Origin of the sequence: Streptomyces sp. NPDC002232, from assembly GCF_042890295.1 — a bacterium.
GTDB lineage: Bacteria > Actinomycetota > Actinomycetes > Streptomycetales > Streptomycetaceae > Streptomyces.
Genome location: NZ_JBIARV010000004.1, coordinates 306,774 through 322,102, shown reverse-complemented (window position 1 = coordinate 322,102; position 15,329 = coordinate 306,774). Strand labels below are relative to the sequence as shown.

14 protein-coding genes are annotated in these 15,329 nt (G+C 71.7%); 8 read left to right on the top strand and 6 right to left on the bottom strand.

What is annotated here, in order from left to right:
• Window positions 1-425: 425 nt before the first annotated feature.
• From ACFYXU_RS19455 to ACFYXU_RS19445, 3 genes are all read left to right on the top strand, one after another.
• A complete protein-coding gene (locus ACFYXU_RS19455) occupies window positions 426-728 on the top strand; it encodes a chromate resistance protein ChrB domain-containing protein (protein WP_389458830.1) in 303 nt (100 codons plus the stop codon).
• Between the two features lie 96 nt (window positions 729-824).
• Window positions 825-1,538 (top strand): molybdopterin-dependent oxidoreductase, encoded by a 714-nt coding sequence (locus ACFYXU_RS19450; RefSeq protein WP_389458828.1) that lies wholly within the window; start codon window positions 825-827, stop codon window positions 1,536-1,538.
• Window positions 1,522-2,172: a cytochrome b/b6 domain-containing protein gene (locus tag ACFYXU_RS19445; RefSeq protein WP_389458826.1), complete on the top strand. Its 651-nt coding sequence runs from the start codon at window positions 1,522-1,524 to the stop codon at window positions 2,170-2,172. Before ACFYXU_RS19450 ends, ACFYXU_RS19445 begins: the two co-directional genes overlap by 17 nt.
• A gap of 632 nt (window positions 2,173-2,804) precedes the next feature.
• On the opposite strand, the gene ACFYXU_RS19440 is transcribed toward ACFYXU_RS19445, so the two are convergent.
• Window positions 2,805-3,422 carry a helix-turn-helix domain-containing protein gene (locus ACFYXU_RS19440; RefSeq protein ID WP_389458824.1) on the bottom strand — a complete coding sequence of 206 codons (618 nt, stop codon included), beginning with the start codon at window positions 3,420-3,422 and terminating at the stop codon, window positions 2,805-2,807.
• Between the two features lie 144 nt (window positions 3,423-3,566).
• Here ACFYXU_RS19440 and ACFYXU_RS19435 point away from each other — a divergent pair, with 144 nt between their 5' ends.
• The 5 genes from ACFYXU_RS19435 (at window position 3,567) to ACFYXU_RS19415 (ending at window position 9,831) form a co-directional block, all read left to right on the top strand.
• Window positions 3,567-4,565, top strand: a complete 999-nt coding sequence (locus ACFYXU_RS19435) for an alpha/beta fold hydrolase (RefSeq protein ID WP_389458822.1) — start codon at window positions 3,567-3,569, stop codon at window positions 4,563-4,565.
• 180 nt (window positions 4,566-4,745) lie between these two features.
• The gene (locus ACFYXU_RS19430; protein ID WP_389458820.1) at window positions 4,746-6,599 is read left to right on the top strand and encodes a PP2C family protein-serine/threonine phosphatase; all 1,854 of its coding nucleotides are present in this window, start codon (window positions 4,746-4,748) and stop codon (window positions 6,597-6,599) included.
• A 250-nt stretch (window positions 6,600-6,849) separates the two neighbouring features.
• Window positions 6,850-7,443: an NAD(P)H-dependent oxidoreductase gene (locus tag ACFYXU_RS19425; protein ID WP_389458818.1), complete on the top strand. Its 594-nt coding sequence runs from the start codon at window positions 6,850-6,852 to the stop codon at window positions 7,441-7,443.
• A 320-nt stretch (window positions 7,444-7,763) separates the two neighbouring features.
• Entirely contained in the window at window positions 7,764-8,381 is a 618-nt protein-coding gene (locus ACFYXU_RS19420; protein ID WP_389458816.1) for a DUF4328 domain-containing protein, read from the top strand.
• Window positions 8,382-8,607: 226 nt separating this feature from the next.
• Entirely contained in the window at window positions 8,608-9,831 is a 1,224-nt protein-coding gene (locus ACFYXU_RS19415) for a hypothetical protein (protein WP_389458814.1), read from the top strand.
• 409 nt (window positions 9,832-10,240) lie between these two features.
• On the opposite strand, the gene ACFYXU_RS19410 is transcribed toward ACFYXU_RS19415, so the two are convergent.
• The 5 genes from ACFYXU_RS19410 to ACFYXU_RS19390 form a co-directional block, all read right to left on the bottom strand.
• Window positions 10,241-10,864, bottom strand: coding sequence for a GNAT family N-acetyltransferase (locus tag ACFYXU_RS19410; protein WP_389458812.1), 624 nt, complete (start codon window positions 10,862-10,864; stop codon window positions 10,241-10,243).
• A 33-nt stretch (window positions 10,865-10,897) separates the two neighbouring features.
• A complete protein-coding gene (locus ACFYXU_RS19405) occupies window positions 10,898-11,794 on the bottom strand; it encodes an alpha/beta fold hydrolase (RefSeq protein ID WP_389458810.1) in 897 nt (298 codons plus the stop codon).
• 420 nt (window positions 11,795-12,214) lie between these two features.
• Window positions 12,215-12,733: a hypothetical protein gene (locus tag ACFYXU_RS19400; RefSeq protein ID WP_376517118.1), complete on the bottom strand. Its 519-nt coding sequence runs from the start codon at window positions 12,731-12,733 to the stop codon at window positions 12,215-12,217.
• Window positions 12,734-13,144: 411 nt separating this feature from the next.
• A complete protein-coding gene (locus ACFYXU_RS19395; protein WP_389458808.1) occupies window positions 13,145-14,029 on the bottom strand; it encodes a universal stress protein in 885 nt (294 codons plus the stop codon).
• Window positions 14,030-14,235: 206 nt separating this feature from the next.
• Window positions 14,236-15,189 (bottom strand): RimK family alpha-L-glutamate ligase, encoded by a 954-nt coding sequence (locus tag ACFYXU_RS19390; RefSeq protein WP_389458806.1) that lies wholly within the window; start codon window positions 15,187-15,189, stop codon window positions 14,236-14,238.
• Between the last annotated feature and the right edge of the window lie 140 nt (window positions 15,190-15,329).

The window sequence follows — 15,329 nt, the reverse complement described above, 5'->3', positions numbered from 1 at the left end:
AGGCATGAGACCTGCCGACAGGAAGGCCGAGGCGCTCTGGCACGCCACCACGCAGGAGATGCGCAGCGGTAGAAAAGCACGCCGAAACGCTGCTCCGTGCACAACGCGGACCAAAACTGCGGAAGACATCGCGTCTTTTCACGCGAGAAAAGGCCGGTGGGGCAGGCAGTAGAGGCCTGGAATGCACGCGCGGAATCCGCTCTCGATACAGTTGAAGTCGCTACTCCAAACGAGTCAAGACCGCCTTATTGCAAGCTATGCGCAATAGTGGAATCCGTAGGCCTTCACTCTTCTCGCGCATGCGGGCGGACGACCGATAGGCTCCTGAGCTGTCAGACCACCCCGCCCTGGGGATCGGCTTCCGCAGCCAAGGAACGCGCCGGCAGCTGAAGGGCCACCATCGACGGGTTCGTTCCGCCACCAGAATGAATTTCCAGGACTGGGCCAATCCGCACGCGCATGGATTTCGAAGAGCAATTGAATCGCTTGTCGACCGATTATTCGCCTTCAGCACAGAACCAGTTCTCGTCGCCGATCCCGCCCATGTCCCCGAGGTCGTGCTGCCCTTCGAGATGCGCGGCATCGAACTGAGCCACCGGCACGACGAATGCAGCTTCGAAACGAGCTTGCGGGTCCACCGCCTCACACCGGCCAGGGGCATCCTCTGCTCGTCCATGACGGCGCGGGTGAGCGGCGGTAGGGCCCAGCGCTCCGATGCCAGGAGTTGATCACGGGCGCTGCTTTTGCAGGTGAAAGATGACGAAAGCCTGACGGACGGGCGTCAGCCCTGGCCCTGGGCGAAATCGCCTGGTCGAATCGCTGCCATGGATGACGTCGAAGACGGGAACCGGGGTGCTCCGGTCGGCCGACGGGTCGTGCTGGGGATCCTCGGGCTCGGCGCGGCCGGAGTGCTCGCGGGACCACGGCTCCAGCGCGCGCAGGAGGCGGTGGTGAGCAGGGACCCGAGCGGGCTGACGGCTGTGCTGCCTGGATCCGGTGGTTTCCGGTACTACTCGGTGACGTCTTCGGTCCCGGAGCAGGGCCCGGATACGTACACCCTGAGCGTGGACGGGCTGGTGGAGCGCCCCGCGCGGTACCGGCTGGCCGAGCTCCGGGCGATGCCGCAGCGCAGGATCGTGCGCGACGTGCAGTGCGTGACCGGCTGGCGGGTGCCGCACACTCCCTTCGAGGGAGTACCACTCGCTCACCTCCTCGAGGCGGCGGGTGTGCGGCCCGAGGCGCGTGCCGTCCGGTTCCGGTGCTTCGACGGGGTCTACACCGAGAGCCTCACCCTGGAGCAGGCCCGTCGTGACGATGTGCTGATCGCCCTGAGGCTCCGCGACGAGCCGATCTCCCACGCCCACGGAGGCCCTGCCCGTCTCTACGCCGCACCGATGTACTTCTACAAGTCGGCGAAGTGGCTGTCCGGCATCACCGTCACCGACGCGGTCCGGCCCGGATACTGGGAAGAGCTCGGCTACGACACGGACGCCTGGGTCGGGTCGTCGAACGGGCGTGACGATGACGCCACCGTCTGACCGCCTGCTTCGCTTCGACCGGTCCGTGCGCTGGGTGCACCAGGCCACGGCCGGTCTCATGCTGACATGCCTGGCCACCGCTGCCTGCCTGTATCTCCCGCCCCTGGCCCAGCTGGTGGGCAACCGGAGAACCGTCGTGCTCCTCCACGTGTGGTGCGGGACGGCGCTCCCCGTGCCCTTCCTCTGCGGGCTCGCCCTCCGGGCCGTGCGCGACGACGCGGCACGGCTGAGCCGCTTCGGTCGCGCCGACTGGGCGTGGCTGAGGGCCGTGCGCCGACGCCTGCCCGACCGGCCCGCCGGCAAGTTCAACGCCGGGCAGAAGCTCTACGCTCAGTGGACGTTGGGGTCGATGCTGGTGATGCTCGGCACCGGCCTGGCCATGTGGTGGACCGGTCTCGCACCGCTCGCCTGGCGGATGGGCGCCACCTTCGTACACGACTGGGTGGCCTGGGCGGTCGGGGCTTCGGTCGTCGCCCACGTCGTCATGGCGCTGCGGGACCCGGAGGCCAGGAAGGGAATGAGCACCGGCACGGTGGACCGTGGCTGGGCCGCGCGCGAGCATCCCCTGTGGAGTGGCGAACCGGACCGGGACGACGAGCCCATGGTGCAGGAAGGCCGCCAGATCTCACCCTGAACCGGTGGTGGGCCCGCAACAATCCGCAGCGGCGAGCGCAGGACACCCCCTGGGGCCCGCCCGACGGGGTGGACCCTGGGCAGGGTCAGCGGTGGCGGAGGACAGCTCGCACTGTCCTCCGCCCCCTGGCCGTTCCGTTCACACCTATGACTCCGCGACAGGCGGGGTGCGATCAGTCCGACAGGCCCATCAGCCTCTCCCGCCCGGACACTATCGGGAGAAGCCGACGACCTTCACCCGTACTTCGGACACGCATCAGGTACGGATGGGCCGGCTCGGCGCACTCACTCCAACGAGTGGCGGCGAGCCATCGCTGTGGCCGACTGCACCCCGCGATGCAAGGTCCGCAGCGCAGGATCTTCCTCGACCGCAGGGCGGGTTCCAGGGCCTGGTCAGGGCCCGGCACCGATGCCTGTGCGGTGGCTTCCAGGCGATCCGCATGATGACGTCCCAGTGTGGTGGGGACTGTCGCCCACCGCGCAGCGCTCATCAAGCCGGCGGCCCGTTTTGCCTGTCTCTGCCTGCGGACGGCGGGCTGCGGCATCAGGACGGCCCGTGCTGAGGACAGAGGGGCACCGAGCACTGCCGGCTCCGTGGCCTGATCAATCTCGGCGCTCCATGCTGTGGCGCGACTACCCCCGTGCTTGCTGCTCGGCCCTGGAGGCGGCAGGCGGGGTGCGAGGTCGCAGGCGCTCTCCCTGCGGTCCGAACATGATCAGGTACTCGACGGGACCGCCGGGTCCGGCGTTGGCGACCCCGTGGGGATGGCGGGTGTCGAACTCCGCGACGTCCCCGGCGCTCAGGACCAGGTCCTGGTCGCCGAGTGCGAGCCACAGCCGCCCGTACAGGACGCACAGCCATTCCCAGCCGTCGTGGGAGACCTGCCGGGGCCGTGCGGGCGGCTCCTCGACGGCGGGCAGGACGTGCTTGTGGGCGTGCAGGCCACCGACGTACCGGGTCAGCGGCAGCACCGCCTTGTCGTCGCCGAAACGCCGGAGCGCGGAGGTGCGTGGCCCGGTGGCGGAAGCGGTGCCGGCCAGCTCGTCCAGGGAGACGCCGTACTCCTCCGCCAATTGCAGCACCACTTCCAGGGTGGGCCTGCGTCGGCCGGTCTCGATCCGCGACAGCGTGCTCGGGGAGATCCCGGTCGCGCGGCTGACGCCGGTGAGCGTGGAACCGCGCTGTTCGCGTGCGGTCCGCAGCCGGGGGCCCATCGCCGCCAGCGCGTCTGCCACGTCGCCGTTCGTCATCCGCTCCGCCCCCTTCTCGGGCGGGTAGCTCCACCGCCCTGTCCTGCACGTTTGCCAGCATGGCAAGGGTAATCGCGGTGGACGGCCGCTGCGCCGCATGATCGACGCGTACCGCCTCCACCCGCGATCCGAGAGAAGACCCCCATGCGACCCGAGCCGTCCGCGCCTCTCCGCCACCGCACCATCGAGACCCCGGCCGGACGCCTGCACCTGGTGGAGCAGGGCACCGGCCCCCTGGTCCTGCTCGTGCACGGCTTCCCCGAGTCCTGGTACTCCTGGCGCCGTCAGCTCCCGGCCCTCGCCGCGGCCGGCTACCGGGCGGTGGCGATCGACGTGCGCGGCTACGGCCGCTCCTCCAAGCCCGCCGCGACCGACGCCTACCGCATGCTCGACCTGGTGGAGGACAACGTCGCCCTCGTGCACGCCCTCGGTGAGGAGAACGCTGTGGTCGTCGGCCACGACTGGGGCTCCCACATCGCCGCCACCTCCGCCCTGCTCCACCCCGAGGTCTTCCGGGCCGTCGGCCTGCTGAGTGTTCCGTACGCGCCGCCCGGCGGCCCCCGCCCGACCGATGTCTTCGACCGGATCGGCGGCCCCGAGCAGGAGTTCTACGTCTCCTACTTCCAGGAGCCCGGCCGTGCCGAGGCAGAGATCGAGCCCGACGTCCGGGGCTGGCTCGCGGGCTTCTACGCCGCCCTGTCCGCCGACACCATGCCGGCCCGGGGCGAGCCCGACCCGCACTTCGTCGCCCACGGCGGCCGGCTGCGTGACCGTTTTCCCGCCGGCGTCCTCCCGGCCTGGCTGACCGAGGACGACCTCGACTTCTACGCCGGAGAGTTCGAGCGCACGGGTCTGACGGGTGCTCTCCACCGCTACCGCAACATGAACCGCGACTGGGAGGACCTCGCTCCTCACCACGGAGCCCCGATCAAGCAGCCGTCCCTGTTCATCGGCGGCGCCCTGGACGCCTCCACCACCTGGATGTCCGACGCCATCGACGCCTTCCCCACCACCCTCCCCGGCCTGACCGCCTCCCACCTGGTAGAGGGCTGCGGCCACTGGATCCAGCAGGAACGCCCGGAGGAGATCAACCGTCTTCTGACCGGCTGGCTCGACACGCTCACGGGGATCAGGCCCGTGTGATGGACCGGCTGCTGACCGCCGGGCACAGCGTCGACGCGGTCATCGGCGTCGAGGGCGCGGGCAAGTCCACGCTGATGGACGCCGCCGCATCGCCTGGGACGCCACCGGCACCACCTACGCCGGGGCGTCATCAGCGCCGCCGTCGGCGCGCGTGTTCGGATCAAGGCGGAGGCCCAGGGTGTGGACGCTCCGGTAGAGTGCGTCAACTGGGTTGACGGCGTCGCGGTCGGGTGGCTTGCCGGAGTGGATGGTGAGAGGGCCGTGGAGCATTTCGCACGTCTGACGGCCAGCGTCCTTGGGGCGTCCGGCGCCGTGGTGGCCTCCGTCGTTTCCCTGCCCGGAGGTGAGGTACGGGTGGACGTCGTCGCAAGCAGACCCTCTCCGCTACCGGGGCCGAGAGCTGAGCTTTCCCACTGGCTGCGCCGCGTGGCGCAGGACGGCCGCCTTGTCGCCCTGGACTCCGGTACGCAGGGAGCCGCCGCTCTGGCGGACACGGGGTACGAGGCGTTCGCCGGAGTCCCGTTGTACGACGAGGGCGGCGCCCTGCTGGGAGTCCTGGCCGCCTTCGACACGGGCACACGGTCGTGGAGCGCCCAGAACGTGCAGGACCTTTCGGATCTGGCGGAGACGTGCGCGGTCGAACTGGGACTGCGCTCCAGTGAGGCGCGGGCCCACGATGCCCGGCGGGGTGCGTGGCAGGCCCCGTACGAGGCCAAAGCCGCGACAGGCCGGGCCCACGACGGCGCGCAGGACCTGAAGGGCCGCCTGGACCGCTCCGAGCTGATGCTGCGGGCAGCCGAGCTGCTGGGGAACACCTCCGGTCTGCACGAGGTGCGCCGTACCGTCGGTGAACTGGTCAGCGGGGACTTGAAGCCGGCCTACGTCGGCTTGACGCTGCGCGATGACGACAGTGCGCTGCGCAGAGCGGTCGATACGGCGAGGGGGCCGGCAGAGCTGGAGAAGCAGCTCCCGCGCTATGCCCTGTCCGACGACTGGCCGTCGGCGCAGGCCGCGCGGGAGAACCGTGTCGTGCTGGTGCCCGACCGGCAGACCCTCGTCGAGGGCTATGACCCGCAGACGGTGGCTGTCTTCGACGCCATGGGCCTGCACACGGCGATCTGCGTACCCCTGCCCGGTACGAGGAGGGCGACCTTGGGAACCCTGGTGGTCGCGTGGGACGAGCCGCACGAGATCGACGTGCACGAGCGGGCCGTGCTGACGGCGATCGCCGGTTACACCGCTCTGGCGGTTCAGCGCGCCGCGCACCTGGACGAGCGGGTCACCGTGGCCCGTCAGCTCCAGCAGGCCATGCTCACGGACCTCCCGGAGTTCGAGGGACTGGAGATCGCCGCCCTGTACCGGCCCGCGGCCGAACGCGACATGGTCGGAGGCGACTGGTACGACGCCTACCCGCTGCCCGGTGACCGCCGCGCAGCCGACCGGCGCCGAGCCCTGGCCGTCACGGTCGGCGACATCACCGGACACGACATGCACGCCGCCGCCCTGATGGGACAGGCCCGCAGCATGCTCCGCCAGGCCGACATCGAACGCGCCGACAGCCCGGCCGCCGCCGTCGCCTCCCTCGAGGACGCCAACGAGCACCTGAACATCAAGCTCAGCGGCACGCTCGTCCACGCCCACCTGACCCCCCGCCCGCACGGCGAGTGGCTGCTGAACTGGATCAACGCCGGACATCCCCCACCGCTGCTGGCCCACCCCCACGAGGGTGTGGAGCAGCTGGAGGAGCACTCGCTGCTCATGCACCCGGGGTTCGCGCCGAGCGGAGTGCGGCCGCAGTACGAGCGGGTTCTTCGGCCCGGTGCGCTGCTGCTGCTCTACACCGACGGCTTGATAGAACACCGCGGCCGAGGTCTCGACCAGGCCCTGGGCCACGCCGAACGCATCCTGGGCCGGGCAGCCGACGAGAACACCGCCCTGCCGCATCTGCTCGACCTGCTCGCCGACACCCTCGCCGGCCCCGAGCACGACGACGACATCGTCCTGTTCGCCCTGCGCGTCGAGGACCAGACGTAGGCCGGCCGGCCCGTTCACGCGGTAGAGCCCTCCTCGTCCCACTCCCGGGCGTGCGGGTCGCGCGGCGGTCGCAGGGCGCCGGTGGCCAGGACCGCCGTGCGGCGGTCTCCGGGCCTCGGGCGCGGGACGGGCGGCGGCCGACCCCGTAGCGTCCTCCCGCCGGTGCGAGGGTGTCCGGCCGGCCGTGGGCGGAGCCTGAGTATCCTTTGCCGGGGCGGGCGTTGTCGGCTGTTACAGACCGGGGGGAAGAATGCGCGTAGCGGTGTATCTCGCACATCCGCGTGCGGGGAGTTTCAACCACGCTGTTTTCGACGCCGTGGTGGGGGAGTTGCGCGAGCGGGGTGCCGAGGTGGTGGCTCATGACCTGTGCGCGGAGGGCTTCCCGGCGGTGCTGTCCGCCGATGAGACCGGAACGGTCGAGGAAGCGGGTCGCGCTCAGGAGAGTCAGGTGGCCCTGCACCGTGCGGAGGTGGCCACTGTGGACGCCATGGTGTTCGTCCACCCGAACTGGTGGGGTATGCCTCCGGCCGTCCTCGCGGGGTGGGTGCAGCGTGTGCTCGTGCCGGGTGTCGCCTACAAGCTGGGCGCTGCGGAGGGCGAACCCGTCGGGCTCCTGAAGGTGTCCAAGGCGCTCGTGCTGAACACGTCCGACACTCCGGCCGAGCGGGAGGACAGCGAGTTCGGCGATCCCTTGGAGAGGATCTGGTCGGCCTGCGTCCTGCCGTACGTCGGGGTGAGCGAGGTGCGTCGGGTCGTCTTCCGGACGGTCGCCGACTCGACGGAGGAAACGCGCGGGGACTGGCTGGACCAGGCCCGTCAGCAGGCGGCCGCGCTCGTGACCTGAACCGGCAGCGGCGGGTGTCTCCGGCGCCGTAGGACTGCTCGGTGCGGCCGACGCACCGGGCCACCCCTCGCGCCCGGCCGTATGCGATGTGGGTGCCAGGTTGTTGCGCGGCTGTCGGGTCGCCCCACGGTGGCTCCCGGTGAGGCGATTGTCCGTGGACGGACAGGTCTCTCGTGGCGTAGCTTCCCTCTGCACGCAGGTCCGCGGGCAGTTCCCGTTCCTTGCCCGTAAGGGGTCACACCGCCATGTCCTCGTCTCCTCTGGGCGCTCTGCGCCCACGTCCTGCCTTGCCCGACCGGATGCCCGGCCCCGGGCGCCCGTTGATCGTCGCGGTGTGTGTGCTGCTCGCGGGTGTTGCCGTATGTGATCTGTTCGCCGTGTACGCCGGGTTCCGGACCCACTTCGCGGTACGGGCGGACGGCGGTTTCAGCTTCGCCCGACAAGACGAACTTGAGTCGGCGGACGCCTTGTTCAGGAGGGTGGACCGGTTCTACGTTCTGGCCTTGACGGTCTGCGCCGCCCTGTTCGTCACCTGGTTCCATCGCATGCGGCGCGCCACCGGAGCCCTGGCGCCGGATGGCTTCAGGTGGGGAAGTGGCTGGGCGATCGGAGCCTGGTTCGTGCCCGTGGCGTTTCTCTGGATGCCGTACCGCATCGCCGTCGAGATGTGGGCCGCCGTCTCGCGGGGCCCCAGCCGTGGTGGTGCGGTCTCCAGCCCCTCCCTCTGGCCCGTGAACCTATGGTGGGGGACCTTCGCCGGCTCGCTCTTGCTCCGCTGGTATGCAGGGCGGAGCCATCAACGGGCCGACGGTCTCACCGCAGTGCTGGACGCCGTGTCTCTGGGGATGGTGGGCGACGCGCTGAACGTCGTCGCGGCCGGCGCGGCAGCGTACTTCGTCGTGCGGCTGACCCGCATGCAGGTCGCAGCCGGCCGTTGAGTGGCATCGAGACCGAGACCGGCCCGGTAGCTGCCGCGATGCTCTCGCACATGCCAACCAGGCTTTCGCTTCGCGCAGTTGGCTTCTTCACCATAGGGTCTGCTGCCGAGGGGGAGCCCTCGCTCGACGGGAGAAGGGGGGAGCCGTGGAGATCTATGCCCACTGGCTTGACGGTGAGCACCTGCGCGTGTCGGGGTGGGAACCGCGGGACACGTCGTTGGCCGTCATGCTGAAGATCCAGGCCCTGTTGGGGCACACGGTGGTGCTGAGCGACGTGCAGCTCATCGACAGCCACGCGGTGCAGGCGCTGTTCGAGACGGAGGACTTCCGGTCCTTCGTACGCGGCTGCCCGTCGTTCCTGCGCTGCACCACCGCCGCTCCGGCCGGCAGCGACCCGTTCGCCCTGGTGACCACCGGCCTGCACCGCGCCCTGGAGCCCGGCTGGCTCTCGTCCTCGTTCGACACGGCGGAGCCCCTGGTCAGGCTGTCCGAGGCCGTTCTGGAGCGCGGGGAGGCGAACCCCGGGCCGCTGTTCGCGCGGGGCACCGCGTTAGGTGCACGGTACGAGGAGGGCGGGGCGATCCGGCGCAGGCTCGAGGCCGTGGCCTGGACCCTGCACCACTTCTCCCGCGAAGCCGGAGTGCCGTTGGGCACGAGCGCCGTGGCGCGCCCCTGCTCGTACCGCGACGTGCTGGAGGAGGTGGCGGAGCTGCCGGGGCTTCCGGGCCACGACTACGCCCCGGTGGAACGCACGCTCGCCTATCTCGACGAGCACGTGGAGTCGTCGGACCGGCACCGCAGAGCTGTGCTCTTCGCCCGGCTCGACGCGACGAACCCGCCACACAGGACAGCGATGTGGAACACCGCGACGCAGGCCTGGAACGGGGCGGTGCAGCGGACTCTGGGCACCGACGGGGCGTCGCCGCGGTCGCTCCCGAAGGCGGCCGACATCGGGCTGTACCTCGGGCGTCCGACGGACGCACTCTTCGAGCCCGCAGGCCCCGGGGCCACGGTCCCCGCGGAACACGGGATGGCGCCGGGCAGCCTGGCGGCGGTCGCCGAACTGGGCTGGCAGGACATCGCGAAGATCCATCAGGACGAGGTCGTGACGCGTCGGCGCGACGCCTTCCAGGCGGCGCTGCGCGCCGGGGACGCGGCGGGGGCCGACGATGCCCTCGCCGCTCTGCTCCGGGCGGTCCGGCGGAAGCTGCCGGCCTCCGGGGAGCGGCCCGGCCGGCTCGCCTGGGCCGCCGCCGAGACCGGCCTCGGGCTCGTCGGCGCGGGGCTGGCGCTCGGCACCGGCGAGACCGTCGGACTCGTAGGACCGGTGCTGGCGTTCGGCCTGGCGGCCGAGCGACTGCTCCGGGGCGGGCGCAACCGGTCGCACATCGTCAACACGCTCATGACGGCCGGCGGAAGAGGGACCTGGACCCGTCGCGACGAAGCCTGACGGGGCGCCGGGGCGGCTCCGGGCCGGAGATGTTCCGTGCCGGCGGTCGCCGGGCCGGTGACGTGGCATCGGGAGTGCGGGCGGGTCGTCGCCGACACGGGCGCCGGTCAAGTCCTCCGCGCTCCGGGCGCGGGCAAGTTCGTCCACGTCGAAGGTGGTCCTGCGCGGGATCGAGCCGAGCCCGGCCCCGAGGCCGGGCATCGGCAGGGAGAACTTTGGTCCCATGGGCCGGCGTTGGTCTGTTCGTGCACCGCGGAGTGCACGAACAGCTGGCCCGCGTGCTGCCGGCCCCGGGACACGGCGGTGGACTGGGCGGAGAGCTCGTGGCAGGTGTCAACACCGGGTGCTGCCGCGACACGTCATGGAGGGCGGACGGCACTCGTGTTGTTGAGCCGAGGGCGCCGCCCTCTCATGGATGCAGAAGGCTGTTCGTCTGGATCGCTACCGTGTCCCGAGTCTGACGCTGGGCCGGAGGTTTGCGCCGGGATTCCCAGTGCGGGGCAAGCCAGTCGAAGATCAGGTGATTGTGCCAGCGGCCTTCCTTGAAGTCGACTTCGCGGAAGAGACCTTGCTGTTGTATTCCGAGGCTCAGGTACAGGCGCCTGGCTCTGGTGTTGTCCTCCCGGCACATGCACCAGAATCGGTGCAGTCCGAGTTCCTGGAAGCAGAAGGCCGCCGTCAGTTGAGCCGCCTCGGCACCGGCGAGGGACAGATTGCGTGCTCCGGGATGAAGGACGAAGGAGTGCACACACGCGCTGCTCCTCCCCTCCAGATTGACCGCCACGCTGCCGATGAGCGTGTTGTCGTCGTGCTGGGCGATGCCCAGGTGGTAGGACCGGCGCTGGGCCGATGTGGCCGAATGGGCGGCGCGCTCGATGGTGTCCTCGGCCATCTGCCTGCTCATCGGATCAGCGGTCAGGAATCGCATGGCACCGGAGTCGCCCCACATCTCAGCGGCTCGGTCGAGGTCGCCCGGAGCGAGTTCTCGGAGCAGGACGAAGCGGCCGGAGCGATGCGCAAGGGCGTTACCCATGGGCGGTACGCCTATGAAGCGGGTTGATGTCTTTCATGTGCTTTCGGCCAGCCGTTCTGATGCGTCGAGCACGCGAGCGTGCGGGATGGCACCGAAACCGCCACTCAAGCAGGCCGCCACGATCCTCCCGTACTCGTCGGGCAGTTCGACATGGATCATGTGCCCCGCGTCCTCGACGACCGCGAACCTTCCGCGCGGATAGCTCATGGCCAGCCGGCGCGCATCGCTGGGCGGCGTCAGGATGTCGTTGACACCGGTGAACACATGCACGGGCACGTCGGGCAAGGGGAGTGTGGCGTGCCCTGACGGGAACCAGTCGCGGTACAGGTGGTTCCGAAGGTCTTCGAGGACTCCCGGTTCCAGCGCACTGATCCGGTCCCTGAACAGAGGTACGGAGGATTGTCCCGCGCGTTCCTCGGACCCTGCCGCGGAACCGAAGAAGAGATGGCTGGCCACGTCGAGCAGGGTGGCCTGGTCTCCACTGTCGCTGGCGACTTCCGCGTTCTGCAGTTGAGCGCGTACCTGCGGACTGGGCCATGGACCCGCGGACACGCCCGAGAGAACGACACTGCGGACCCCGGGCCGGGGCTGGTGCAGCATCTGCTGGACCACGAATCCGCCCAGACACTGCCCGACGAGGTCGTACTGGCTGAAGCGCAGGTATTCGACAGCTCGCCACGCGGCTTGCGCGAGAAAGGAAGCGTCGCAGGACGGAGGCGCGGGATCGGCCGCCCCGAACCCCGGCAGGTCGACGGTGACGACCGCCCTCTGTGACGTGAGTACTTTCTCCAGCCTTCTGGCCCACCCGTGGTTCCGGTGCAGCGCACCTCCGAAGAGGAAGACCGGCGGGTCGGATCCGTCGGGCCGGCGATTGATGCGACACGAGTAGCGGAAGCCCTCGTGACTCAGCGAAACAGTCTCTTCACTCACATGTCCTCCTCGTCAGCGGGGCGGAGAGGCCGACGGGCGCGCGGAGGCGGTCCGTCAGTTTTCCGTATGCCGTCGCCGCAGTGGCGGGACTGCGTAGTCGCGGGGGCAGGCAGCTCTCGCCCTGGACATTCATGCAAGGTCAACGAATGCGTCCTGCGGCCGGACACGGGCACTGTCTGGTCTTCGCCATGTCTGGAGTCACGGCTGATCACCCGCACGGGCACCGACGAGCGCACCGCGCGCGATTACACGGAGACCTCGTCGTCTTCGCCCACCTGGACGCCGCTGCCTGAGCGGGACCCGTCAGGCCCCCGACGCATGGGGACGCCGTGCGACGGGCCGTCCTCGTGGGGGCGGATGAGCCGCTCGTCGGGTCGCGGCTCTCAGTGGACCAGTGGCCCCTTCCCGGGGCGCAGGCTCTCAGTCGCCGCTCCCCCGGCCTCGGCCCCCGCGGGGGCGGCCGGACCAGACCGGTTCGACCTGTTCCCACTCCCGTTCCCAGGCGGCGAGCCTTCGGCCCTCGGCCCGGCGACGGACGAGGAGGACCACGCCTGCGCCCGTCACCCCGACGACGGCTCCCGCCGCGATGCCTCCCGAGAGGGACGTCAGCGCCCGGTCGGCCGTACTGCCGGGAGGCCGGGCGGGGATCCCCGCGTCGTCCACCCAGATCGCCACGCTGTGCCCCTGGGGCGTCCGGGGCGGAACGTAGACGGTTCCGGACCGGTGGACGTGGGCGGGCTGTTCCCACACCGCGGGCGCGACGGCCTGCGGCTTCGTCCCGAAGCGGGCGGCGGCCGGCGGTTCCCTGGCCGGCCCGGTGGTGGTGGCCTGGACCCGGTGACGGTGAGCGGCGAGGTCGCGGTCGGCCCTTCCCCCGAAGGTCCACAGCGAGCCGGCCGCCACGACACCGCAGATCAGAGCGGCCACCAGCACGAACACCAGGGCCCCCCGCCCGGAGGGCTCCTGCGGTCGCGACGCGGCCCCTCCGCCCGGTGACTCCTGGCGGGACACGGCGGGCCTACGGTTCCACGGCGCCGCTGAAGCGCGCGGACCGCCCGGCGGGCAACCCCCCGTGGACCGGTCGCCGACGTCCGGGACGCGGCTGTGCCGTGGGCTCCACGTGATCTGCGGCCATGGCTCTGCTCCTCGTGCACGGGACGGCGAAAGTCCTCTCGCTCCACTGTCCCGCTCCCGGCCCCGGAGCGCCCGGTGCGGAGCGGGGCACGGGCCCCGGGGCCGTCCGGTCCGTCGGCGTGCGGGGCCGCTCGGCGCACCCGGTCGCCCTGGTTCCCGTACGTGGTGGGCCACGCCCGGGGTCAGGTCGTCACGCCGTACGGTCCTCCGGTTCCGTCAGCGCTCCACCTGCGGGAACTCCCCGTGCCGGTGGGGCACCACGGCGACCGGGCAGGCGGCATGGTGCAGCACGCGGTGGGCCACCCGGCCGAGCTCCCGGCCGGCGAGCGCGTCCCGGCGCCGGGCCCCGAGGACCAGCAGGTCGGCCGCGGCGGAACGCTCGGTCAGGACCTTGGCGGCGGTCCCCTCGACCGTGCGCCGGCGCAGACGCACCCGGGGGTGCGCGGTCGCCGCGGCCTCAAGGGCCCGGTCGAGCGGCTCGGACGGTCCGTCCCCGGCCCGGACGCCGGGGTCGCCGCTCGGCGGCGCGTGCGCGGGCCGTCGTACGGCGAGGACGACATCGAGTTCCGCGTCCCGCACGGCCGCCTCCCGGAAGGCGAACCACACCGCCGGGGCGTCCGCGTCCTCCTCGCCGAGGCCGAGCAGGACGCGGTCGTGGCGTGCCTCCAGGGCCTCCCCGTCCCCTCTCACGACGACCACCGGGCACGGCGCCCGGGCGGCCACGACGAGGCCGACGGATCCGAGCAGCAGTTCGGTGAACCCACCCCGTCCACGGGACCCGACCACCACGGCCAGGGAGCCCTCCCCCTCTCGGAGCAGGGCGGTGGAGGCGTCCTCTCCGAGGACGTCCGTGGTCACGGGGAGAGCGGGGGCGCGCAGGCGGACGCGGCCGACGGCGGTGGCGACGACGCTCTCCGCCAGGATCTGAGCCGGGGGCCGGTCGGTGGCCGAGTCCGGGGCGACGCCCTCGTACCGCTCCCACTCCGAGGCGTGGATGATCCGGAGGGGGCGCTCGTGCCGGACCGCCTCGTCGGCGGCCCAGTCGACGGCCGTGAGGCTCGCGTCGGACCCGTCGACGCCTACCACCAGGGGCGATTCCACGGCGCTCACCGCCTTCCGGGCCGTGACCCCCACGACGGACGGAGGGCCTGTCCGCTCCTCCCGGGGCGCGACGGCGCGACGCACGGCCCGAAGCCGCCTCGCCGGGTCCGGGGCGCGGTCCCCTCCTCACCTCCAGGAAAGCACCGCCCCGCGGTCCCTGCCACGGCTGTCCGGGCCACCTCAGGCCCGCGGCGGGCCCGGGGCCTTCAGCGGGGCTCTGTGAGGCGGTCTCGGCAGGCGGCCGCGACGGCTTCGGCGACGCCGGGCATGTCCGGCCGCCAGGTGGGGTTGCAGTTCACCTCGCACACGGTGAAGGAGCCGTCCGCCTCGAAGAGGAGGTCGACCCCGGCGACGCCGAGGCCGACGGCGTCCGCCGCCGCGACCGCCAGCGCCTCCGCCGCCGGGTGGCGGCCGGTGCAGACGGCGTGCGTGCCGCCCTGCGCCAGGTTCGAGACGAGGCGGTCGTCACCGGCCGTGCGCACGGCGGCGGCCACGGCCCGGCCGTCGACCACGACGACGCGCAGGTCCCGGCCGTGGGAATGGGCGACGTACCGCTGGAGGAGATAGGGGTGGCGGTCGTCCAGGCTCCCGGCCACGGAACGCAGCGACGCGTCGTCGGCGGCGAGGAAGACCCGTCGGCCACGCTGGCCCCGGACGGCCTTCACCACGCAGGGCTCCGGCACCCCGGCGTCGAGCAGGTGCTCCAGCGGGGCGTCGGTGTGGGTGCGGGTGTCGGGGACGGGGATTCCGGCCGCGGCGAGCTGCTGGAGGTGCCAGAACTTGTTCACGGCCGCCAGGACCGCCTCGGCGGGGTTCAGCAACCGCGTTCCCATCGCCGCGAGATGCCGAAGCAGCGTGATCTCCCGGTCGGCCGACACGCGGGGCGTCGACAGCCGCGCGTACGCCACGGCGGGCGCGGGGACGCCACGGCCGGTGGTGTCGGTCAGCGTGAGGTGTCCGCCCTCCACGCCGAGTACCAGTCGGCTGCCGTGGACCACCTCGGCCCGGTGCCCGAGCTCCGCCTCGAAGGCGGCGATGAGGGACGAGGTGACCGGTCCCGGACGCCGTCCGGCGGCGTCCGCGCGCGAGCTGAGCCCGGGGCAGAGCAGCAGCCACGCCCGTCCTTCGTCCACCGACGTCATGCCGGTCCCTTCGCTCACGGGCGCCCCTGTGCCGGTCCCGACCGATGATAGGGCGGGCGCGCGCCGGCCCGAACGGTCCGGCCGGTCGTACCCGCCAGGCCTCGCCCCGACTCCAACAGCGGCTTTCCGCGACGCGGTTGGTCCGCCGGCCCGGCCCC